Here is a 21,327-nt window from a genome sequence, read left to right on the forward strand (position 1 = left end):
AAAGGAATGCAACGTGACTCACATCTATAACTTTTCCGCCGGCCCAGCCGTACTGCCGAAGGAAGTGCTGACGCAAGCAGCCGCCGAAATGCTGGACTGGCACGGCAGCGGCATGTCGGTGATGGAGATGAGCCACCGCGGACCGGAGTTTATGTCGATTTACAAGGCGGCCGAGCGCGATCTGCGCGAGCTGCTGGCAGTACCGGACAATTACAAGATCTTGTTCATGCAGGGCGGCGGACTGTCGCAGAACGCCCTGATCCCGTTGAACCTGCTGGGCCACAAGCCCGCCGGCGCAACCATCGATTTCATTCACACCGGTTCGTGGTCGGGCAAGTCCATCAAGGAAGCCGGCAAGTACGCCAACGTGAACATCGCCGCGTCGTCGATGACGTCGGTGCCGCCGCAGAGCAAGTGGCAGCTGACGCCCGGCGCGGCTTATCTGCATATGTGCACCAACGAGACCATCGACGGCGTCGAGTACGACTTTGACGGCGGCGTGCCGGATGCGGCCGACCCGCGCCTGGCCGGCGTGCCGCTGGTGGCCGACATGTCGTCGCATATTTTGTCGCGCGAGATCGACGTCGCCAAGTACGGTGTGATCTTCGCCGGCGCGCAGAAAAACATCGGCCCGGCCGGCGTCACCATCGTCATCATCCGCGATGACCTGCTGGGCCACGCGCTGCCGGCTTGTCCGTCGGCGTTCGACTTCAAGCTGGTGGCCGACAACGAATCGATGTACAACACGCCGCCGACCTATGGCATCTACATCGCCGGCCTGGTGTTCCAGTGGCTAAAAGCGCAGGGCGGCGTGGCCGAGATGGAGCGCCGCGCCAAGGCCAAGGCCGAGCTGCTGTACGCCGCGCTGGACGTCGACGATTTTTATCAGAATCGCGTGGCGCTGCCCAACCGTTCGCGCATGAACGTGCCTTTCTACCTGAAGGACGAGAGCCAGAACGAAGCATTCCTGGCCGGCGCCAAAGCGCGCGGGCTGCTGCAACTGAAGGGCCACAAGTCCGTCGGCGGTATGCGCGCATCGATCTACAACGCGATGCCTATCGAGGGCGTGCAAGCGCTCGTAGACTACTTGAACGAATTCGCTGGCCGATAATTCCATGAACGATAAACTCAAACCCTTGCGCGAACGGATCGATTCGATCGACGCCCAAATCCTCGACCTGCTGAACCAGCGCGCCAAAGTCGCGCAGGAAGTGGGCCATGTCAAAGCCGAAACCGGCGCGCCGGTGTTCCGTCCAGAGCGCGAAGCCCAGGTGCTGCGCGGCGTGGCCGACCGCAATCCCGGCCCGATGGGCAACGCCGAACTGCAAACCATCTGGCGCGAAATCATGTCCGCCTGCCGTTCGCTGGAAAAGCGCGTCACCGTGGCCTTCCTCGGCCCGGCCGGCACCTACAGCGAACAGGCGGTGTACGAACAATTCGGCACCGCCGTCGATGTGCTGCCGTGCGCCTCGATTGACGAAGTGTTCCGCGCCACCGAAGCCGGCACCGCCGAATTCGGCGTGGTGCCGGTCGAGAATTCGACCGAAGGCGCGATCGGCCGCACGCTCGACCTGCTGCTGCATACGCCGCTGACCATCAGCGGCGAAGTGTCGATCGCCGTGCGTCACAGCCTGCTGACCGGCAGCGGCAATATGGACGGCGTGACCGCCATCTGCGCCCACGCGCAGGCGCTGGCGCAGTGCCAGATCTGGTTGAACAATAACTACCCGGACCTCGAACGCATCGCCGTTTCCTCCAACGCCGAAGCGGCACGCATGGCGCGCGACGACCACAAGCTGGCGGCGATTGCCGGCGAACGCGCCGGCGTGCGTTACAGCCTGGGCACCGTCAAGGCCAACATCCAGGACGACCCGCACAACCGCACGCGCTTTGCGGTGATTGGTTCGCTGCAGGCCGGCCCGTCGGGTGAGGACCGCACCTCGCTGGCGCTGGCCGCGCCGCACAAGGCGGGTTCGATTTACCGCCTGCTTGGATCGCTGGCGCAGCACGGCGTGTCGATGACGCGCTTTGAATCGCGTCCGGCGCGCACCGGCACCTGGGAATACTATTTCTACGTCGACGTGCAAGGCCATGTGCAGGATCCTGCGGTGGCCGGCGCGCTGGCCGAATTGCAGAGCAACGCTGCCTTCTTCAAGGTGCTGGGTTCCTACCCGGTCAGCCTGACCTGATAATAAAGAGAGACACCATGACCAAGAACTACGGCCCGGAATACATCCGCGCTATCGCTCCTTACCAAGCCGGCAAACCGATCGCGGAAGTCGCGCGTGAATTCGGCCTGAATGAAGCCAACATCATCAAGCTGGCCTCGAACGAAAATCCGTTCGGCGTACCGGAATCGGCCAAACAGGCCATGGCCGACGCCGTGGCGGAACTGGGTCGCTACCCTGACGCCAACGGCTTCGACCTGAAAGGCGCGCTGTCCAAACGCTACGACGTGCCGGCGGACTGGATCACGCTGGGCAACGGTTCCAACGACATTCTGGAAATCGCCGCGCACGCGCTGGTGGAACGTGGCCAGTCGATCGTCTACTCGCAGTATTCGTTCGCGATTTATGCGCTGGCGGCGCAGGGCGTCGGCGCGCAGCACGTCGTCACGCCGGCCAAGGCCTATGGCCACGATCTGGCGGCAATGCTGGCGGCGATCCGCGACGACACGCGCCTGGTGTTCATCGCCAACCCGAACAACCCGACCGGCACCTTTATTCCGGCCGCCGAGATCGAGGACTTCCTGGCCAAGGTGCCGTCGCATGTGGTGGTGGTGCTGGACGAGGCGTACAACGAATTCCTGGCGCCGCAAGACCAGTTCGAGTCGGCGGAGTGGGTCAAGAAGTATCCCAACCTGCTGGTATCGCGCACCTTCTCGAAGGCGTACGGCCTGGCCGGTCTGCGCGTGGGCTTTGCGATTGCGCAGCCGGCGCTGACGGATCTGCTGAACCGCGTGCGCCAGCCGTTCAACGTCAACTCGCTGGCGCAGGCTGCGGCCATCGCGGCGCTGAACGACAAGGACTTCCTGCAGAAGGGTGCAGAGAACAACACCGCCGGCTACCAGCAATACGTGGCGGCGTTCGACAAGCTGGGACTGCAGTACGTGCCGTCGTTCGGTAACTTTGTGCTGGTCAAGGTCGGCGACGACGCCGGCGCCGGCGCGCGCGTGAATCTGTCGTTGCTGAAGCAGGGCGTGATCGTGCGTCCGGTAGGCGGCTATGGCTTGCCGGAGTGGCTGCGCGTGTCCATCGGCCTGCCGGAAGAGAACGAAGCTTTCATCGAGGCGCTGACGGTCGCGTTGGCGGAGTAAATGCTGAACAAAGTCGTTATATTTGGCGTAGGCCTGATTGGCGGTTCGTTTGCGCTGGCGCTGAAAAAAGCCGGTGCGGTGCGCCAGGTTGTCGGCGTCGGCCGCTCGGCGGCGTCGATGGCGCGGGCGCTGGAGCTGGGCATCATCGACAGCATCGGCGTCACTGGCGAACCATCGCTGGCCGCTGCGCTGCATGGCGCCGACCTGGTGCTGCTGGCCGCGCCGGTGGCGCAAACCGCAGCGATCCTGGCGACGATTGCGCCACATCTGGCGGCAGGCGCCATCGTCACGGACGCCGGCAGCACCAAGTCGGACGTGGTGGCTGCCGCGCGCCAGGCGCTGGGTGACAAAGTCGCGCAGTTTGTGCCCGGCCATCCGATTGCCGGCCGCGAGACCAATGGTCCCGACGCCGCCATCGACCATCTGTACATCGGCAAGAAAGTGGTGCTGACTGCGCTGGCAGAAAACAGCGAGGCGGATATTGAGCGCGTGGCCGCTGCGTGGCGTGCCTGCGGTGCCCTGATCCATCGCCTGACGCCCGAAGAGCATGACAAGGTGTTTGCGGCGGTGAGTCATCTGCCGCATTTGCTGGCGTACGCGCTGGTGGACGATGTGGCCAACAAGCCGCATGCGGATTTGCTGTTCCAGTACGCCGCCAGCGGCTTCCGCGATTTCACGCGCATCGCCGGCTCGTCGCCGGAGATGTGGCGCGACATCAGCCTGGCCAACCAGCCGGCCTTATTGGCGGAGCTGGACGCGTACATGGCACAATTGACGCAGTTGCGCGCGCACCTGGCTGCCCACGACGGAGCCGCGCTGGAGCGTGTTTACAGCAACGCTCAGCATGCGCGTCACCAATGGATCACGGCGATAGAAGCCGCCGAGGCGCCGCAGTCGCCGGATAAAGCAGGATAAAGAAGTTAGCCGCCGTCGCTCCCGCGCAGGCGGGAGCCTACAGAACGCGCGCTCAGCATGGATTCCCGCACGCGCGGGAATGACGGTGCTGGCGCTAAAGGAACAATATGACTCACGAATACCTCGACCTGCAAACGGTCGCCCACGTTGAAGGCACGGTGCGCTTGCCGGGTTCGAAATCCATCTCCAACCGCATCTTGCTGTTGTCGGCGCTGTCGCAAGGGCAGGTCGCCATCGTCGATCTGCTGGCGTCGGACGACACCGCCGTCATGCTGGCCGCCCTGCGCTCGCTCGGCGTGCAATGGACCGAAGAGCAGACCGCCACCGGCACCATCCACCACGTGACCGGCGTGGCCGGCGTGCTGCCGAATAAATCGGCCGATCTGTTCATGGGCAACGCCGGCACTGCGATCCGTCCGCTGACCGCCGCGCTGGCCGTGATCGGCGGCGACTACACGCTGCATGGCGTGCCGCGCATGCACGAGCGTCCGATCGGCGATCTGGTCGATGCGCTCAACGCCGCCGGCACCAACGTCGAATACACCGGCAACCCAGGCTTCCCGCCGCTGCACATCAAGCAGGGCAAGATCACCACCCAGCGCCTGTCGGTGCGCGGCGATGTGTCGAGTCAGTTCCTGACCGCGCTGTTGATGGTGGCGCCGTTGATGGCCAAGGACCACGCGATCACCATCGACGTTATCGGCGAGCTGATTTCCAAGCCGTACATCGAAATCACGCTGAACCTGATCCGCCGCTTCGGCGTGCAGGTGGCGCAGGATGGCTGGGCATCGTTCACCATCCAGCCCGGCCAGGTCTACCAGTCGCCCGGCACCATCCACGTTGAGGGCGATGCGTCGTCAGCGTCTTACTTCCTGGCGGCCGGCGCGATCGGCGGCGGTCCGGTGCGGGTCGAGGGCGTGGGCAATAACTCGATCCAGGGCGACGTCCGCTTCGCCGCCGCGCTGGCGCAGATGGGGGCGCAGATCACCATGGGCGACAACTGGATCGAGGCCAGCGCCAACGGCCCGCTGAAGGCCATCGACGCCGACTTCAATCACATTCCCGATGCCGCCATGACCATCGCCATCGCCGCGCTGTATGCGGACGGCCCGTCGACGCTGCGCAATATCGCCAGCTGGCGCGTCAAGGAAACCGACCGCATCGCCGCCATGGCGACCGAGTTGCGCAAGGTCGGCGCCATCGTGGAAGAGGGCGCGGACTACATCAAGGTCACGCCGCCGGCCGCGCTGTCGCCTGCTACCATTGACACTTACGACGACCACCGCATGGCGATGTGCTTCTCGCTGGTGTCGCTGGACGGCGCTGCCCGCAAGGGGGCGTTGACCCGCATCAACGATCCGAAATGCGTGAACAAGACGTTTCCTGAATATTTCACCGCGTTTGCGAAAATTGCAAAATAACTGATATGCCAACTTCCCAGATTCCAGTCATCACCATCGACGGCCCGACCGCTTCCGGCAAGGGCACGGTCGCTCACCGCGTTGCCGACCAGCTCGGCTTCCATTATCTGGATTCCGGTGCGCTGTACCGCCTGACCGCGTTGTCGGCGCTGCGCCGTGCCACCGACCTGGCCGACGAGCACGCGCTGGCCAAGCTGGCCGAGCACCTGCATTGCAGTTTCCAGGGCGGCGACATCATTTTGTCGCATGAAAACGTCACCGACGCGATCCGGGCGGAAGAGGTCGGCAACACGGCCTCCAAGATCGCGACCTTCCCGGCCGTGCGCCATGCGCTGACGGGGCTGCAACTGGGTTTTCGCAAGGCGCCGGGGCTGGTCGCCGACGGCCGCGACATGGGCTCGGTGATCTTTCCGCACGCCCAGTTGAAGGTGTTTTTGACGGCGTCCGTTGCGGCGCGCGCGGGGCGCCGTTATAAGCAATTGATAGACAAGGGTTTTTCTGCTAATATGGAAGACCTCCTGATGGATTTGCAGGCCCGCGACGACCGTGATACGAAACGGAGCATCGCGCCGCTGGTCCCGGCGGAGGGGGCTTACGTGCTCGATACCTCGGAAATGAACGCTGATGAAGCGGTCGCCCAGGTCTTGAAATGGTATGCCGGTAGCACCAAGTAGTACCTTTTATTAACCTAACCCAGTTGAAGGCGCATACCGCGTACCTTACTGGTAACCTGGAAATACAATGTCTAATATGGAAAGTTTTGCAGCCCTCTTCGAGGAATCCCTGTCGCGTCAAGACATGCGTTCGGGCGAAGTTATTTCGGCTGAAGTCGTTCGTCTGGATCACAACTTCGTGATCGTCAACGCAGGCCTGAAATCGGAAGCTTTCATCCCTGTTGAAGAATTCAAAAATGACCAAGGCGAACTGGAAGTCAAAGTAGGTGACTTCGTTTCCGTGGCCATCGAATCGCTGGAAAATGGTTTCGGCGATACCATCCTGTCGCGCGACAAAGCCAAGCGTCTGGCTTCGTGGCTGGCACTGGAAAAAGCAATGGAATCGGGCGAGATCGTCGTCGGTACCGTGAACGGCAAAGTCAAGGGCGGTCTGACCGTTCTGACCAACGGCATCCGTGCCTTCCTGCCAGGTTCGCTGGTCGACACCCGTCCGGTCAAAGACACCACCCCATTCGAAGGCAAGACCCTCGAATTCAAAGTTATCAAACTGGACCGCAAGCGTAACAACGTGGTTCTGTCGCGTCGCGCCGTCATCGAAGCTTCGATGGGCGAAGAGCGTCAGAAACTGATGGAAACGCTGAAAGAAGGCACCGTGGTAACCGGCGTCGTGAAAAACATCACCGACTACGGCGCGTTCGTGGATCTGGGCGGCATCGACGGCCTGCTGCACATCACCGACCTGGCATGGCGTCGTGTGCGTCACCCATCGGAAGTGCTGACCGTTGGCCAGGAAATCACCGCCAAGGTCCTGAAGTACGATCAAGAGAAAAACCGTGTTTCGCTGGGCGTGAAACAACTGGGCGACGATCCTTGGACCGGTCTGTCCCGTCGTTACCCACAAGGCACCCGTCTGTTCGGTAAAGTGACGAACCTGACCGACTACGGCGCGTTCGTAGAAGTCGAGCAAGGCATCGAAGGCCTGGTACACGTTTCCGAAATGGACTGGACCAACAAGAACGTCGCTCCAAACAAAGTTGTCCAACTGGGCGACGAAGTAGAAGTGATGGTTCTGGAAATCGACGAAGAGCGTCGTCGTATTTCGCTGGGCATGAAACAGTGCAAAGCCAATCCATGGGACGACTTCGGCGTGACCCATAAGAAAGGTGACAAAGTCCGCGGCGCGATCAAATCGATCACCGACTTCGGCGTGTTCATCGGTCTGGCTGGCAACATCGACGGCCTGGTGCACCTGTCCGACCTGTCGTGGACCGAGTCCGGCGAAGAAGCCGTACGCAAGTTCAAGAAAGGTGACGAACTGGAAGCCATCGTTCTGGCCATCGACGTTGAGCGTGAGCGCGTGTCCCTGGGCGTTAAGCAACTGGAAGGCGATCCATTCAACAACTACGCCGCCATGAACGACAAAGGTTCGCTGGTGACCGGTACCGTTAAATCGGTTGAGCCTAAAGGCGCCGTGATCCAACTGTCGGAAGAAGTTGAAGGCTACCTGCGCGCTTCGGAAATCTCGCGTGACCGCGTGGAAGATGCTGGCACCCACCTGAAAGTCGGCGACTCCGTCGAAGCTCTGGTGATCAACATCGACCGTAAAGCACGTTCGATCCAGCTGTCGATCAAAGCGAAAGACTCGGCTGACACCGCTGAAGCGATGAAATCGATCGCTTCGGACAGCAGCGCCGCTTCGGGCACCACCAGCCTGGGCGCACTGCTGAAAGCCAAGCTGGACAACAAGAACTAAGAACTAGTCGATGACTAAGTCCGAACTGATCAACCGCCTGGCTGAGCGTTATTCTCAGCTGGTGGCCAAGGATGCGGAATATGCCGTCAAGACCATTCTAGATGCGATGACCAACGCTTTGTCGACTGGTCAACGCATCGAGATCCGCGGTTTTGGCAGCTTTGCCCTCAACAGCCGGCCACCGCGCATCGGACGCAATCCGAAGTCGGGCGATAAAGTGATGGTGCCCGAGAAAAGGGTGCCTCACTTCAAACCGGGCAAGCAGTTGCGTGAACGGGTTGACGCGATGGTCGGGCAACCGATCATCGAGGACTGAAGCATTCCATAGTTAAGTAAAAGCGGCGTCCGATGGATGCCGCTTTTTTTTTGTTGCCCGAGGTGCGATACTGGCACCCTCGTACACCACTCCACAGGACAACGGCTGATGAAATTCATCTCCACCCTTATTGGTTTTGTCATCTTCATCCTGTTTTTTGGCTTCGCGCTGAAGAACACGCAGGAAGTCGACCTGCATTTGTTCCTGCACTATGAGCTGCGCGGCCCGCTGGTGCTGATGCTGCTCGGTTTCTTCGTGTCCGGCGCCGCGCTGGGTGTGTTGGCGCTGACGCCGACCGTGTTCCGCCACCGCCGCGAAACCAATAAACACAAAACCACCATCAACACGCTGCAAAGCTCGGCCCAGCAGGTTACCCGCCAGCCGCAGCCCGACAGCGTCACTACCGAATAACAGCACTCGCACAATCACAAGCACATGGAATTTGAACTCTGGTGGTTACTGGGCATCCCGGTCTTCTTCGCCCTCGGATGGCTGGCGGCACGCGTCGATATACGTCAATTGATTTCGGAGTCGCGCACGCTGCCGCGCGGCTATTACAAGGGCCTGAACTTCCTGCTCAACGACCAGCAGGACAAGGCGGTCGACGCCTTCATCGAAATTATGCAGCTGGACCCGGAATCGGCCGACATGCACTTCGCCCTGGGCAGCTTGTTCCGCCGCCGTGGCGAGACCGAACGCGCCATCCGCGTGCACCAGAATCTGCTGGCGCGTCCCGACCTGCCGCAGCTGCAGCAGGAGCAGGCGCAGTATGAACTGGGCATGGATTACCTGAAGGCCGGCCTGCTGGACCGCGCCGAAGAAACCTTCAACACCATGCTGCAAGGGCAGTACGGCGTGCAGGCGCGCCGCGCGCTGCTGGAGATCTTCCAGCGCGAGAAGGAATGGCCGCGCGCCATCGAAGCGGCCATCGGTCTGCAGGAAGCCGGCGCCGGTTCGCGCCAGAAGCAGATCGCGCAGTTCTACTGCGAGCTGGCGCAGGACGCGCTGGTGCACCTGCATCCGGAACAGGCGCTGGAGCTGCTGGAGAAGTCGCTGCAGGCCGACCGCGTCAACGTCCGCGCCACCATGCTGACCGGCGACGCGCAGCTGGTGCAGGGCGACGTCGAAGGCGCGCTGATGACCTGGCGCCGCGTCGAGCAAATCAGCGTGCCGCACGTAGCGCTGGTGGCGCAGCGGCTGATGGACGGCTACCGCAAGGTCGGCCGCCCGCAGGAAGGCGTCAACCTGCTGAAGTCTTATCTGGAACAGGCCTCGTCGATCGATCTGATCGAGGTGGTCTACAAGGCGGTGCTGGAGCTGGACGGCATGGACGCAGCCAAGCAGCTGATTTCGAATGAGCTGCGCCGCACGCCGACGCTGCTGGGCCTCGACAAGCTGCTCGAAGCGCGCCTGATGGATGCGCCGCCGAACCTGGTATCGGAGCTGTCGATGGTGAAGAACCTGGTGCACAGCTATACGCAGAAACTGGCGCGCTATCAGTGCAGCCATTGCGGTTTCAAGGCGCGCCAGTTCTACTGGCAGTGCCCTGGCTGCAGCCGCTGGGAGACCTACCCGCCGCGCCGCACCGAAGAATTAAATGTTATGAACTGACGTCATTCCCGCGCACGCGGGAATCCATGCTCTGTATGGGTTCCCGCCGACGCGGGAACGACGGTGACGAAAGACTGCAAACTATGAAAATCACGATTATCGGCACCGGCTACGTCGGCCTGGTCACCGGCGCCTGCCTGGCGGAGCTGGGCAACGATGTGTTTTGCCTGGACCTCGACCAGCGCAAAATCGACCTGCTCAACAGCGGCGGCATCCCGATCCACGAACCGGGCCTGGCGGAAGTCGTGGCGCGCAACCGTGCCGCCGGCCGCATCCAGTTCTCGACCGACGTCGCCGCTTCGGTGGCGCACGGCGATGTGCAGTTCATCGCAGTCGGCACGCCGCCCGACGAAGATGGCTCGGCCGACCTGCAATATGTGCTGGCGGCCGCGCGCAACATCGGCCAGCACATGACCGGCTTCAAGGTCATCGTCGACAAGTCCACCGTGCCGGTCGGCACCGGCGACCGCGTCAAGGCGGCGCTGCAAGAGGCGCTGACCGCGCGCGGCGTCGCTGCCACCTTCTCGGTGGTGTCGAATCCGGAATTCCTGAAAGAGGGCGCGGCGGTCGAGGACTTCATGCGTCCGGACCGCATCGTCATCGGCCATGACAAAACGCCGGAAGGCCAAAAAGCTGCGGCGATGATGAAGAAGCTGTACGCGCCATTCAACCGCAATCACGAACGCACCTTCTGGATGGACGTGCGCTCGGCCGAATTCACCAAGTACGCCGCCAACTCGATGCTGGCCACGCGCATCTCGTTCATGAACGAACTGGCCAACCTGGCCGACCGCGTCGGCGTCGATATCGAAGCGGTGCGTCACGGCATCGGCTCCGATCCGCGCATCGGCCACAGCTTCCTGTACGCCGGCGCTGGTTATGGCGGTTCCTGCTTCCCGAAAGACGTGCAGGCGCTGGAGCGCACGGCGCGCCAGTACGATCAGGATCTGCTGATCCTGCGCGCGGTGGAAGCGGTCAATGACAAGCAGAAGCTGGTGCTGGGCCAGAAGGTCGTCAAGCGCTTCGGCGAAGACCTGAGCGGCCATCATTTCGCCATCTGGGGCCTGGCCTTCAAGCCGAATACCGATGACATGCGCGAAGCGCCGGCACGCGTGCTGGTGCGCCAGCTGCTGGACGCCGGCGCCACGGTGGCGGTATACGATCCGGTGGCGATGGAAGAAGCCAAACGCGTACTGGCGCTGGACCTGAGCGCGGACGAACTGGCGCGCGTGCGCTTTGCCAGCAGTCCGATCGACGCGCTGAGCGGCGCCGAGGCGCTGGTGATCGTCACCGAGTGGAAGGCGTTCCGCAGCCCCGACTTCGTCAAGATCAAGACGCTGCTCAAGCATGCGGTGATTTTCGACGGCCGCAACCTGTTCGCACCGGAAGCCATGGTGGAAGCGGGCTTTGAATACCACGGCATCGGCCGTTCCATCCTGACCCGCAGCTGAACGAGGCGTAATGTGACGACGAATCTGGATAAAGTACGCATCCTGGTGGTGGGCGACGTCATGCTGGACCGTTACTGGTTCGGTGATGTCAGCCGCATTTCGCCGGAAGCACCGGTGCCGGTGGTGCGCATTGCCCGCCGCGAAGCGCGTCTCGGCGGCGCCGCCAACGTGGCGCGCAATGCCGCCGCGCTGGGCGCGCAGGCCGGCCTGTTGGGCATTGTCGGCGCCGACGAGGCGGGCGACGAAGTGCAGCAGCTGCTGGAAGGCGGCGGCATTCGCAGCTACCTGAAACGCGACGCGGCGATTTCCACCATCATCAAGCTGCGCGTGATCGGCCGCCAGCAGCAGATGGTGCGCATCGACTTCGAGGAAGCGCCAACCGACACCGTCTTGCGCGACAAGCTGGAACAGTTCAAGACGCTGCTGCCGGACTACGACGTGATCGTGCTGTCGGACTATGCCAAGGGCAGCCTGGTGGCAGTGGCCGACATGATCGCCGCCGCGCGCGCCGCCGGCAAGGTGGTGATGGTCGATCCGAAGGGCGACGATTTTACCCGCTACGCCGGCGCCACGGTGCTGACGCCGAACAAATCGGAATTCAAGCTGATTGCCGGTTCGTGGAACACCGAAGAGCAGCTGACCGCCAAGGCGCAAGCCATGCGCAAGGAGCTGAAGCTGGACGCGCTGCTGCTGACCCGCTCGGAAGAGGGCATGACGCTGTACACCGATGGCGCGCAGTTCCACATGCCGGCGCAGGCGCGCGAAGTGTTCGACGTCTCCGGCGCCGGCGACACCGTGATCGCCACCATGGCCTGCATGCTGGGCACGGGCGCAGGCTGGCAGGAGGCGGTGGAAACCGCCAACCGCGCGGGCGGCATCGTGGTCGGCAAGCTGGGCACGGCCACCGTCACGCGCGAGGAATTGTTCGCGTCCTGATCGGTCTGGCAGTCAAGGCCCCGCAGCGGTGAGAACCGTGCGGGGCTTTTTTCTATTTGATGTGATAATTATTTGCCAACATCAAGAGGAGAGCAGGCGATGGGCCGTTTTGGGATATTGCTGCTGTGGGCCTTGCTGGCGCAGCAGGCGCTAGCCGACACCGTGCAGGAGCGCACGATTGCGTCCGCCACCTCGCCGCATCAGACCTACCGTAGCGGCAAGCCGGTGACGGTGCACTACGCGCGGCTGGATGGCTACGCCAACCTGGGCGACGGCAACGATGCGCTGCTCACCTCGCTGAAACAGAGTGTGCAGGATTGCGCCAGGCACAATCCGTCCGCCAAGCCGGTGACGGAATGGCCCGTGCTGATGTGGCCGCACCGGCAGGAAGTCTACGCCACCGCCAACCGCCGCATTGAATATGAAACGGGCGCCACCTTTCTGGTGCATCCGGGCGATTGCACGCTGATGAGCGAAGTGGTGTCGAATGCGACGCTGCGCTCGTCCGGCCGCATTTGCATGATCGACCTGGTGAAGAAAATCGCCAAGGGCGACTGCGGCCGCAACGGCCAGGCCGATGCGCCGATCCCGCCCAAGCCGACCCAGAGCCTGGAGCAGATCATGAAGCGCATGGCGCAAAATCCCGCCATGGCCGCGCAGGTGAAGATCATGGAAAGCGTCACGGCGACCCGCACCGGCGAACGGCGCGTGATCAAGGGCGCTAGCTGCGATGTCTGGCGCCAGAAGATGGGCACGCTGGGCAGCGACTCCACCTATTGTATGTCGAGCGGCGGATCGTTCATTCCCGCCCAGGCGTTCGAGGTGGGCGGCATGGGTGGATTGATGCTGGACAACGACAATCCCAGGAGCTGGCGCATGCATGCGACCGATGTCAAGATCGACACCCAGGTCAACGACGCCGTGTTCACGCCGTATATGGCGGGCGGCTATACGTTTGAAAAATAAGCGGCTTGATCTGGCTCAGGCGGGCGCGTCAACGCTGGCGTGGCGCTGCCGTTATGGTCGGTGCAAGCTGCGATGGTCGCGCTTGCAGATAACCAAGGAGACATCATGATCAAGCAACTGATACTGGCGGTGGCCGCGCTGGCGGCCAGCATCACGCTGGCCTGGGCCCAGGTCGACGTCAACAAGGCCGACGAGGCCGCGCTGGACAGCATCCGCGGTCTGGGACCGGCCAAGACCAAGGCCATCCTGGAAGAGCGCAAGAAAGGCGAATTCAAGGACTGGGCCGACTTTGAGCAGCGCGTCAAAGGCGTCGGCGAGAAGAGCGCCATCCGCCTGTCGGAAGCTGGCTTGCAGGTGAATGGCAAATCGAAGGACGGCGCCCCGGCCAAGGCCGCCACCAGCGCCCCCGCCAAGTCTACCAAGTAACAGCCAGGCCGCGCACCGGATGACGCCGGGCGCGGCACATGAGATGATGCGGGCTATGAAAATCTCCCGCATCCTCCACGCCGGCTACGTCTTTGAAAGCGGCGCCACGCAGATCCTGTTCGATCCGGTGTTTGAAAATCCGTTCAGCCGGAATTGCCACGCGTTTCCGGACGCGCGCTTCGACCTGGCGCAGGTGCGCCAGCTGCGGCCGGACGCGGTTTTCATCTCCCACTTCCACGACGACCACTGCTCGATGGAGAGCCTGGACCTGCTGGACCGCGCCACGCCGATTTACCTGTACTGCGTATTCGACGAACTGTTCGCGATGATACGCGCGCTAGGCTTTGCCGACGTGCAGCCGCTGGCGGTGGATACGCCGGTCAGCATTGGCGCCTTCGAAGTAATCCCACGCCGCGCGCTGGACGCCGATGTCGACTCCATGTTCCAGATCCGCGCCGAAGGCCTGAATGTGCTGAACGTGGTCGATGCCTGGATGGACCCGGAAACGCTGGAACAGCTCAAGCCCTACGCACCGTGGGACATGGTGCTATGGCCGTTCCAGACCATGCGCGAAGTCGACGTGATCGCGCCGTCGCGCGCTGCACGCGGGCCGGTGGCGCTGCCGGAAGAATGGCCGCAGCAGTTGCAAACGCTGGCGCCGCGCTACGTGGTGCCGAGTTCCTGCCAGTTCCAGCAGGAACCCTGGTCGTGGTACAACCGCGCGATGTTCCCGATCACCTACCAGCGCTTTGCGCAGGAAGTGGGCGAGTGGCTGCCGTCGGCGCAGGTGGTGCGGCTGAATCCCTCGGTGTCGGTGCTGCTGACGGCGGATGGGCTGACGCCAGCCGCGCCGCTGCCATGGGTGCTGCCGGTGGGCGATCAGGACATCGATTTTCATTACGACGAAAACATCGTGCCGCCCGCCACCGCCGACATCGCGCGCCACTTCGCGCCGCTGACGGCGGAGCAGGCCGCGCAGGCGTTGGAGTTCTGCCGCACCGACCTGATAGAACGCTATGAAGAAATGGAGCTGCCGGACGACAGCTACTTCGCCACGCCGTGCGTTTGGCAGCTGGCGGTCTACGATCACGCGGGCGGCGTAGAGCAGTTCCGCTACCGCGTGCGTGGCGACAGCATCGCGCTGGTTGGCGACGAAGAGGCGCCGACTTGGACCACCGAAATTCCACTGGCAAAGCTGTACGCCGGGCTGGCGCTGGGCGAGTCGCTGACATCGATGTACATGCGTATCAACGGCGCACCGGAAGATGCCGACATCGTCGATGATCCGCTGATCCGCTGCCTCTTCAACGACGCCATCGGCGCATATCAAGCCGCGCAGCTGCGGCGTTTGGGAATCACAGTATGAAGAAGATGCTTCGCCTGCTGGCGTTATATGCCGCCACCGCGCTCACGGCGCCCGCGCACGCGCAATCGGTCGCCTTCACGTTCGACGACGGCCCTCGGCTGGAAGAGACGCCGCTGCTGTCACCGCAACAGCGCAACCAGTCTTTGCTGGATGCGCTTGCGGCGCACAAGGTATCGGCGGCGCTGTTCGTCACCTGTGGCTTTGGCGCCGACAAGCCGGCCGGCTACGCGCTGGCGCAGGCCTGGGGCAGGGCGGGGCACGCGATCGGCAACCACACCATGACGCACCTGGACCTGAACAGCACCGACGTCACGCTGGCGCAGTACCAGCAGGAGATCACCGACTGCGACCGCATCACCTCCACGCTGCCGGGCTATCAGAAATGGTTCCGCTTCACCTTCCTGCGCGAAGGGAAGACGCCCGAGAAGCTGCAGGGCATGCGCACCTTCCTCCAGCAGACCGGCTACCGCAACGGCTACGTCAGCCTGGACACCAGCGACTGGCGGCTGGACGAAAAATTGAACGAGGTACTGCGCGCCAACCCCAAAGCCGACCTGACGCCGATCCGGCAAGCCTACCTGTCGCACCTGCGCCAGCGCGCCGATGCCTACCGCGCCATGTCACGCCAGCTGGTCGGGCGCGACATCCCGCAAGTGCTCCTGTTGCACCACAACCTGATCAACGCGCTGTGGCTGAAAGACGCGATCCAGCAATTCAAGGACATGGGCTGGACCATCATCACGCCAGCGGAGGCGTTTGCCGACCCGATCTACCAGCAGCCTCCGGAACAGCAGCGCGGCGGCCAAAGCCTGCTGTGGTCCATCGCCCGCAGCAAAAACCAGCGCAAATTCCCCGGCTGGGAGCGCCTGGTCGACGACGGCGATTTCGAAATTGACGCGCTCAAAGCGCAAGGCCTCTAATCATTGCGATGGTCACATGAGCATATTGAAAAGCCTCACCGGCGCGCTGTCGTCTTACCAGCGGCATCTCAATGAGGTGTTGCAGCTGATCGCGAGTTCGGACTCGGTTCCGTTGCTGGTCGAATATTCCCGTGATGGTTCTGGCTATGTTCGCGAGGCGGTGCTGGCGCGCTGCGTGGCGTTGGCGCGGCCAGAGTTGCTGGCGGTGGTGGCGGAACGCCTCAACGACTGGGTGCCGCAAGTGCGTAGCGCCGCGCGAACCGCTTTGGTGGCGCTGCTGCCGTTTGTGCCTGCACCGCAATTGATGGCGGCGCTTCCTGCGATACTGCGTTTGCACAGCGGCGGCAGGGGAGACTATGCCGCCTGGCTGGAAGAATTTGAGCAGATACTGTTGCAGTCGGTGACGGTCGACGACATCCGCGCAGCGGCGACCGGCAACGATCTCCAGGCTGCGCGTGCCGCAGTGCATTTGCTCGACAAGCACGCCTTGCTCGAACCGGCGGCCGTGATTGAACTCATCGTGCACCGAAGCGACGACATCGTACTCGCCCTGCACGGTGCGGACATGTGCAGGCGATTGCCGCTGGCGCAGCGGGAAGCGCTGTATCGGGTCGCGTCGCATTCGCACTTCGGCGCCGTCCGGACGTTGGCCATGCGGGCGTTGCTGAGTACCCTCGGTGACGATCGCCTCGAAATTGCCATCGCCGCGCTGATGGACAAGCAGTCATCCGTCCGCCACACCGCAGCGCATTACCTGGTCGCGCAGGGCTTCGACGTGGCTGCGCACTATCGAGGCTTGCTGGAGCAAGGCGACGCCACGGTCAAGCGTCTGCAAATGAGCCTGATCATGCTTGCCGCCTTGCGCGACGTGGCCAGCCTGGAGCTGGTGCAGTCGTTTGTGCATAGCGCGTACCCTGCGCTTCGCCTGACGGCATTGTCGGCCTGGTTCAAACTGGCGGAGCGTGACAAGGATGCGATTGCGCTGACCGCGATGCACGATGCGTCGCCGCGCGTGCGCAAGTTTGCCGTGCAACTGGTGCTGCGGCACGGCGCATACATTCCGTTCTCCGCCATTCTCCAGCAACTTGCCGTCAGCGAGGACGTGGTGCTGGTGATGCAGCTGGCCGAAACCAACCGCTGGAACTGGCTGGAATGCGCCGCGCGCGTCTGCTTGCAGCGCGGCGTGGAAGAAGCGCGCCGGCTGGGCCTGGAGAGCGCGTTTGTGAAGTGGTTCGCCAGCCCGCAGTGGCTGAATAATTCAGACCACGAGCAGCGCGTGTTCCTGCTATCGGAGCCGGTGATGTCGGCCTTCGGCCAATTGCTCCTGCCGAAGCAGTTGGCGCTGCTCCGGCAGGAGTTAATGCGCTAGTCAGGCCCACTGAGACGCATCCATGATCGAAAGCATAGGCCAGCGCTCAATTAATCTTTTCGACGTTATACGTTGCATGAAGACGTCGGCACTTGCTCGCGTGGCGTTGTGTCGAACCTTTAAGTCAAACAAATCCTGGAGGCCATGCGGCGCAATCGCCTCGATGGTATCGTCCGCGTTGAGATTAACGCCGACACAGGTGGCGTACTCCGGCCACGTTGCAATCCCATCTTCCAGTGAGCGCAGCGGCGGCACAATTTGGCCGTGCGCTTTCAAGAACCATTGATGGATCAAAGCCTGGTTCGTCACCTCCCAGCGAACGGAGGGGGATATGGCGAGGAGTCGCCTGGTGAGTTTCTCATCTTGCTTTTCGTCGGCGGTATTGTCGTAATACGTCACGTCAACATCATCGTAGCGGGAAGGTTGGCTGAATCCATGCAGATGGTCCCACACCAGTCCCCTCACGACTCCGGCGCCAATACACCAGGATTGCAGATGAAGACTTCTTACCGCTGCCAGCAGCGCCATCAATGTTGAAGAAGAACGCACCAATCGGATCAGGCGTTCTTCCAGTTCTTGGTCATGGTCGCTCATCCGGTGTTACTGCGCTACCTTGTCAGCCGGCAGGTTGGCCAGGAACTGGTGGATCTGCGCCACCACCGCCGCGCCTTCGCCCACCGCTGCTGCGACACGCTTGGTGGACGACGCGCGCACGTCGCCGATGGCGAATACGCCCGGCACGCTGGTCTCCAGCGCGGCGCGCGATGGCAGGTCGCGCGGATAGACGCCGTTGGCGAAGTTGGCCTTGCACTGCGACTTGGTGACGTCGAAGCCGGTGCGAATAAAACCATGCGCATCGACATCCACGCCACAATCGCCCAGCCAGCCGGTATTCGGATCGGCACCGATGAACAAAAACACGCGGCAAACGTCGTAATCGCATTCTTGCCCGCTCTTCGCATTGCGCGTGCGCACTTGCTTCAGGCCGTCTTCGTCACCCTCCAGCGCGACGATTTCAGTCGTCGTGTGCAGCGAGATATTCGGCGTGGCGGCGATGCGGTCGATCAGGTAGCTGGACATGGTGGACGACAGGCTGTCCTTGCGGATCAGCATGTGTACCTTCTTGGCATAGCCCGCCAGGAACACCGCCGCCTGTCCAGCCGAGTTGCCGCCACCGACCAGGATGATTTCTTCCGTCTTGCACAGCTTGGCCTCGACCGGCGACGCCCAGTAGTACACGCCATTGCCCTCGAACTGCTTGAGGTTGGCCAGCGACGGCCGGCGGTAGCGCGCGCCGCACGATAGCACCACGGTCTTGGCCTTGAGCATTTGCAGGCTGCCGCACATTTCCACTTGCAGCGGATAGGTGTCGCACACCAGCCGTCCGGCCGGCGCCGGAATGGCGATCTCGACGCCGAACTTCTGCGCCTGTACGTAAGCGCGTCCAGCCAGCGCGCGGCCGGAAACGCCGGTCGGGAAGCCGAGGTAGTTTTCGATGCGCGCACTGGCGCCGGCCTGGCCGCCGTAAGCGCGGGTTTCCAGCGCCAGCACCGACAGGCCTTCCGACGCGGCGTACACGGCAGTCGCCAGCCCGGCCGGACCGGCGCCGACCACGATCACGTCCCACACCTTTTCGGTATCCAGTTCCGGCAGCATGCCGAGGCAGCGGCCGATGTCGACCACGGTCGGATTTCTCTTGACCGCGCCGTCCGGGCACACCACCAGCGGCAGCTCTTCCGACTTCGGTTCGTAATGCTTCATCAGGTCGGCGGCCTGCTGGTCGTGTTCCGGATCGAGCACCACATGCGGATGGCCGTTGGCCGCCAGGAAAGTTTGCAGCGTGTGAATGCGACCGTGGCCGCGCGGACCGACGATGACCGGTCCGCCCGACGCCTGCTCGATCAGGCCAACGCGGCGCAGGATCAGCGCCCGCACGATGCGCTCGCCCAGATCGGCATGCGCCACCAGCAACTGGCGCAGCGACTCCGACGGCACCACCAGCACTTCGACGTCGCCCACCGCATGGCCGTTGCCCAGCGCCGGCCGGCCCGACAGCTGCGCCACTTCGCCGCTGAACTGGCCGGGCAGGTGGGTGGTCACATACGAGGTGTTGCCGAGGCCGTCATAGCGGTTGACTTCGATGCCGCCCTTGAGCACCAGCATCAGGCCGAAACTGGTCTTGCCGGCTTCGAAAATCGTCTCGCGGTCCTTGAAGCACACCACATGGCCGAAGCGGTGCATGTGGCGGATGTCGGACGCACTCAGCGTCGGGAAAATCTGGTGTGCGCGCTGCTCCAGATCGAGCGTGGTGCGGGGCGTCGGCTCGTCCGGAGTTTCTTCCGGCAGGAGTTCGGAGGGGGAGGTAGCCATGGTGAATCCGGGGATGTGAAGATGGTTGCACAAGTGTTGCCAGTCTAGCCGATGCGGCACCCTCCGTGCAAAGTCTTATGGGGTAGTCGGCCGCTTTAAGGCAACTCGGCTAAAATGGTTGTTTTGGCGAACCTACACATAATAAGACGATGGCTTACAAGACCCTGCAAGATACGATCGGTAACACGCCGCTGGTGCAACTGACGCGCCTGCCCGGCGCCGACGCGGCCGCCCGCAACAACATCATCCTCGGCAAGCTGGAAGGCAACAATCCGGCCGGATCGGTCAAGGACCGCGCTGCGCTGTCGATGCTGATGCGGGCCGAAGAACGCGGCGACATCAAGCCGGGCGATACGCTGATCGAAGCCACCAGCGGCAACACCGGCATTGCGTTGGCGATGGCGGCCACCATTCGCGGCTACAAGATGTTGCTGCTGATGCCGGAAAACCTCAGCGTCGAGCGCCGCCAGAGCATGGCCGCCTACGGCGCGCAAATCATGCTGACGCCGAAAACCGGCGGCATGGAATACGCGCGCGACATGGCCGAGCAGCTGCAAAAAGATGGCAAAGGCATCATCCTCGACCAGTTCGCCAACCAGGACAACGCCCGCGCGCACTATGAAGGCACGGGCCCGGAAATCTGGCGCGATACCGATGGACGCGTGACCCACTTCGTCAGCGCCATGGGTACCACCGGCACCATCATGGGCACCTCGCGTTACCTGAAGGAACAGAATCCGGAGATTCAGATCATCGGCGCCGAGCCGGAAGAGGGTTCGTCGATTCCCGGCATCCGCAAATGGCCGGAAGCCTACCTGCCGAAAATCTACGACCGTTCGCGCGTCGACCGCGTGGAAGCCGTGTCGCAGGCAGCGGCCGAGCGCATGGCGCGCCGCATGGCGGCCGAGGAAGGCATCTTCTGCGGTATTTCAGCGGCCGGCGCCTGCGAGATTGCGCTGCGCATCTCGCAGACGGTGGAGAACGCCACCATCGTGTTCATCGTCTGCGACCGCGGCGACCGCTATCTGTCCACCGGTGTGTTTCCAGCTTAAAACGCCAGCGTCAACGCAACAACGCCCTCGTCCCTTGCGTAAAGGGAAGGAGGGCGTGCTGACAGGACTAAGTAACGCGGGCTGGATTAGCCGTTGTTGCTGCCGCCTGGGGTTTCGCCTTCTTTAGGCTTGAATTGCTTGTCGCTGATGCGGAACTTGTTGCGGCGGTCGCCCATCAAGTAACGCAGGTCACGGATGCTCAGATCGCTTACTTCGTGCATGCGAATCAGCAGCGACGCACCGACCGGCAAGCGGTGGTGACGGATTTTGCTGATCACAGGCGGTGCGACTTCCAGCGCGCGCGACAGCGCTGCGTCGTTTTTCAGGCGCAGGTTCTCGATCAACGTATCGAGCAGGCGGTTGGGATTGTATTGCAGCAGATCATCGCCATCCGCATCGTTGTTCATGTCTATGCCGACTTGGTTTGTCATGTCGTCTTTTCCTTCTGTAAAGTTGTCCTGCAAA

General features: G+C 62.7%; 21 protein-coding genes. 18 read left to right on the forward strand and 3 right to left on the reverse strand.

The window, feature by feature from the left end; translation table 11 throughout:
• The first annotated feature begins 13 nt into the window (after positions 1–13).
• The 17 genes from serC to HH213_RS19085 all read left to right on the forward strand — a co-directional run bounded on the left by serC (position 14) and on the right by HH213_RS19085 (position 17,440).
• A complete protein-coding gene (serC, locus tag HH213_RS19005; RefSeq protein ID WP_217363453.1) occupies positions 14–1,111 on the forward strand; it encodes a 3-phosphoserine/phosphohydroxythreonine transaminase in 1,098 nt (365 codons plus the stop codon).
• 4 nt (positions 1,112–1,115) lie between these two features.
• A complete protein-coding gene (gene pheA, locus HH213_RS19010; protein ID WP_169113267.1) occupies positions 1,116–2,189 on the forward strand; it encodes a prephenate dehydratase in 1,074 nt (357 codons plus the stop codon).
• 17 nt (positions 2,190–2,206) lie between these two features.
• The gene (hisC, locus tag HH213_RS19015) at positions 2,207–3,316 is read left to right on the forward strand and encodes a histidinol-phosphate transaminase (protein WP_169113268.1); all 1,110 of its coding nucleotides are present in this window, start codon (positions 2,207–2,209) and stop codon (positions 3,314–3,316) included.
• Positions 3,317–4,231, forward strand: coding sequence for a prephenate dehydrogenase (locus HH213_RS19020; RefSeq protein WP_174864418.1), 915 nt, complete (start codon positions 3,317–3,319; stop codon positions 4,229–4,231). It begins immediately after the preceding gene.
• Between the two features lie 107 nt (positions 4,232–4,338).
• Positions 4,339–5,652 (forward strand): 3-phosphoshikimate 1-carboxyvinyltransferase, encoded by a 1,314-nt coding sequence (gene aroA, locus HH213_RS19025; RefSeq protein WP_169113269.1) that lies wholly within the window; start codon positions 4,339–4,341, stop codon positions 5,650–5,652.
• 5 nt (positions 5,653–5,657) lie between these two features.
• Positions 5,658–6,326, forward strand: a complete 669-nt coding sequence (cmk, locus tag HH213_RS19030) for a (d)CMP kinase (protein WP_169113270.1) — start codon at positions 5,658–5,660, stop codon at positions 6,324–6,326.
• Positions 6,327–6,402: 76 nt separating this feature from the next.
• Entirely contained in the window at positions 6,403–8,079 is a 1,677-nt protein-coding gene (rpsA, locus tag HH213_RS19035) for a 30S ribosomal protein S1 (RefSeq protein WP_110846857.1), read from the forward strand.
• A gap of 10 nt (positions 8,080–8,089) precedes the next feature.
• Positions 8,090–8,395, forward strand: a complete 306-nt coding sequence (locus HH213_RS19040; protein ID WP_072787195.1) for an integration host factor subunit beta — start codon at positions 8,090–8,092, stop codon at positions 8,393–8,395.
• Positions 8,396–8,503: 108 nt separating this feature from the next.
• Positions 8,504–8,806: a LapA family protein gene (locus HH213_RS19045; protein WP_169113271.1), complete on the forward strand. Its 303-nt coding sequence runs from the start codon at positions 8,504–8,506 to the stop codon at positions 8,804–8,806.
• Between the two features lie 24 nt (positions 8,807–8,830).
• The gene (gene lapB, locus HH213_RS19050) at positions 8,831–10,006 is read left to right on the forward strand and encodes a lipopolysaccharide assembly protein LapB (protein ID WP_110846855.1); all 1,176 of its coding nucleotides are present in this window, start codon (positions 8,831–8,833) and stop codon (positions 10,004–10,006) included.
• An 83-nt stretch (positions 10,007–10,089) separates the two neighbouring features.
• On the forward strand, positions 10,090–11,457 hold the full coding sequence (locus tag HH213_RS19055; RefSeq protein WP_169113272.1) for a UDP-glucose dehydrogenase family protein: 1,368 nt from the start codon (positions 10,090–10,092) through the stop codon (positions 11,455–11,457).
• Between the two features lie 12 nt (positions 11,458–11,469).
• Complete coding sequence (gene rfaE1, locus HH213_RS19060) at positions 11,470–12,393, forward strand: D-glycero-beta-D-manno-heptose-7-phosphate kinase (RefSeq protein ID WP_255458128.1); 924 nt, start codon at positions 11,470–11,472, stop codon at positions 12,391–12,393.
• Positions 12,394–12,492: 99 nt separating this feature from the next.
• The gene (locus HH213_RS19065) at positions 12,493–13,359 is read left to right on the forward strand and encodes a hypothetical protein (protein WP_169113273.1); all 867 of its coding nucleotides are present in this window, start codon (positions 12,493–12,495) and stop codon (positions 13,357–13,359) included.
• Positions 13,360–13,464: 105 nt separating this feature from the next.
• Complete coding sequence (locus HH213_RS19070; protein WP_169113274.1) at positions 13,465–13,785, forward strand: ComEA family DNA-binding protein; 321 nt, start codon at positions 13,465–13,467, stop codon at positions 13,783–13,785.
• Positions 13,786–13,840: 55 nt separating this feature from the next.
• Positions 13,841–15,151 (forward strand): MBL fold metallo-hydrolase, encoded by a 1,311-nt coding sequence (locus HH213_RS19075; RefSeq protein WP_169113275.1) that lies wholly within the window; start codon positions 13,841–13,843, stop codon positions 15,149–15,151.
• Positions 15,148–16,071, forward strand: a complete 924-nt coding sequence (locus HH213_RS19080) for a polysaccharide deacetylase family protein (protein WP_169113276.1) — start codon at positions 15,148–15,150, stop codon at positions 16,069–16,071. Before HH213_RS19075 ends, HH213_RS19080 begins: the two co-directional genes overlap by 4 nt.
• A 16-nt stretch (positions 16,072–16,087) precedes the next feature.
• Positions 16,088–17,440 carry a hypothetical protein gene (locus HH213_RS19085; protein ID WP_169113277.1) on the forward strand — a complete coding sequence of 451 codons (1,353 nt, stop codon included), beginning with the start codon at positions 16,088–16,090 and terminating at the stop codon, positions 17,438–17,440.
• Here the strand turns inward: HH213_RS19085 and HH213_RS19090 are convergent, their stop codons facing one another.
• Entirely contained in the window at positions 17,441–18,034 is a 594-nt protein-coding gene (locus HH213_RS19090) for a nucleotidyltransferase family protein (RefSeq protein WP_174864419.1), read from the reverse strand.
• 6 nt (positions 18,035–18,040) lie between these two features.
• Entirely contained in the window at positions 18,041–19,810 is a 1,770-nt protein-coding gene (locus tag HH213_RS19095; protein ID WP_169113278.1) for an FAD-dependent oxidoreductase, read from the reverse strand.
• Between the two features lie 149 nt (positions 19,811–19,959).
• Between HH213_RS19095 and cysM the strand changes: the two genes are divergently transcribed.
• Positions 19,960–20,862 (forward strand): cysteine synthase CysM, encoded by a 903-nt coding sequence (cysM, locus tag HH213_RS19100; protein ID WP_169113279.1) that lies wholly within the window; start codon positions 19,960–19,962, stop codon positions 20,860–20,862.
• 86 nt (positions 20,863–20,948) lie between these two features.
• Here the strand turns inward: cysM and HH213_RS19105 are convergent, their stop codons facing one another.
• Entirely contained in the window at positions 20,949–21,293 is a 345-nt protein-coding gene (locus HH213_RS19105; protein WP_110846846.1) for a hypothetical protein, read from the reverse strand.
• Positions 21,294–21,327: the final 34 nt, after the last annotated feature.

Source organism: Duganella dendranthematis (assembly GCF_012849375.1).
GTDB classification, from domain to species: Bacteria; Pseudomonadota; Gammaproteobacteria; order Burkholderiales; family Burkholderiaceae_D; genus Rugamonas; species Rugamonas dendranthematis.

What these genes read in the sequence shown, in the direction of transcription:
- pheA (WP_169113267.1), top strand. Translation starts at nt 1,116, where the DNA reads ATGAACGATAAACTCAAACCCTTGCGCGAACGGATCGATTCGATCGAC.
- hisC (WP_169113268.1), top strand. Translation starts at nt 2,207, where the DNA reads ATGACCAAGAACTACGGCCCGGAATACATCCGCGCTATCGCTCCTTAC.
- HH213_RS19020 (WP_174864418.1), top strand. Translation starts at nt 3,317, where the DNA reads ATGCTGAACAAAGTCGTTATATTTGGCGTAGGCCTGATTGGCGGTTCG.
- aroA (WP_169113269.1), top strand. Translation starts at nt 4,339, where the DNA reads ATGACTCACGAATACCTCGACCTGCAAACGGTCGCCCACGTTGAAGGC.
- cmk (WP_169113270.1), top strand. Translation starts at nt 5,658, where the DNA reads ATGCCAACTTCCCAGATTCCAGTCATCACCATCGACGGCCCGACCGCT.
- rpsA (WP_110846857.1), top strand. Translation starts at nt 6,403, where the DNA reads ATGGAAAGTTTTGCAGCCCTCTTCGAGGAATCCCTGTCGCGTCAAGAC.
- HH213_RS19040 (WP_072787195.1), top strand. Translation starts at nt 8,090, where the DNA reads ATGACTAAGTCCGAACTGATCAACCGCCTGGCTGAGCGTTATTCTCAG.
- HH213_RS19045 (WP_169113271.1), top strand. Translation starts at nt 8,504, where the DNA reads ATGAAATTCATCTCCACCCTTATTGGTTTTGTCATCTTCATCCTGTTT.
- lapB (WP_110846855.1), top strand. Translation starts at nt 8,831, where the DNA reads ATGGAATTTGAACTCTGGTGGTTACTGGGCATCCCGGTCTTCTTCGCC.
- HH213_RS19055 (WP_169113272.1), top strand. Translation starts at nt 10,090, where the DNA reads ATGAAAATCACGATTATCGGCACCGGCTACGTCGGCCTGGTCACCGGC.
- HH213_RS19065 (WP_169113273.1), top strand. Translation starts at nt 12,493, where the DNA reads ATGGGCCGTTTTGGGATATTGCTGCTGTGGGCCTTGCTGGCGCAGCAG.
- HH213_RS19070 (WP_169113274.1), top strand. Translation starts at nt 13,465, where the DNA reads ATGATCAAGCAACTGATACTGGCGGTGGCCGCGCTGGCGGCCAGCATC.
- HH213_RS19075 (WP_169113275.1), top strand. Translation starts at nt 13,841, where the DNA reads ATGAAAATCTCCCGCATCCTCCACGCCGGCTACGTCTTTGAAAGCGGC.
- HH213_RS19080 (WP_169113276.1), top strand. Translation starts at nt 15,148, where the DNA reads ATGAAGAAGATGCTTCGCCTGCTGGCGTTATATGCCGCCACCGCGCTC.
- HH213_RS19085 (WP_169113277.1), top strand. Translation starts at nt 16,088, where the DNA reads ATGAGCATATTGAAAAGCCTCACCGGCGCGCTGTCGTCTTACCAGCGG.
- HH213_RS19090 (WP_174864419.1), bottom strand. Translation starts at nt 18,034, where the DNA reads ATGAGCGACCATGACCAAGAACTGGAAGAACGCCTGATCCGATTGGTG.
- HH213_RS19095 (WP_169113278.1), bottom strand. Translation starts at nt 19,810, where the DNA reads ATGGCTACCTCCCCCTCCGAACTCCTGCCGGAAGAAACTCCGGACGAG.
- cysM (WP_169113279.1), top strand. Translation starts at nt 19,960, where the DNA reads ATGGCTTACAAGACCCTGCAAGATACGATCGGTAACACGCCGCTGGTG.
- HH213_RS19105 (WP_110846846.1), bottom strand. Translation starts at nt 21,293, where the DNA reads ATGACAAACCAAGTCGGCATAGACATGAACAACGATGCGGATGGCGAT.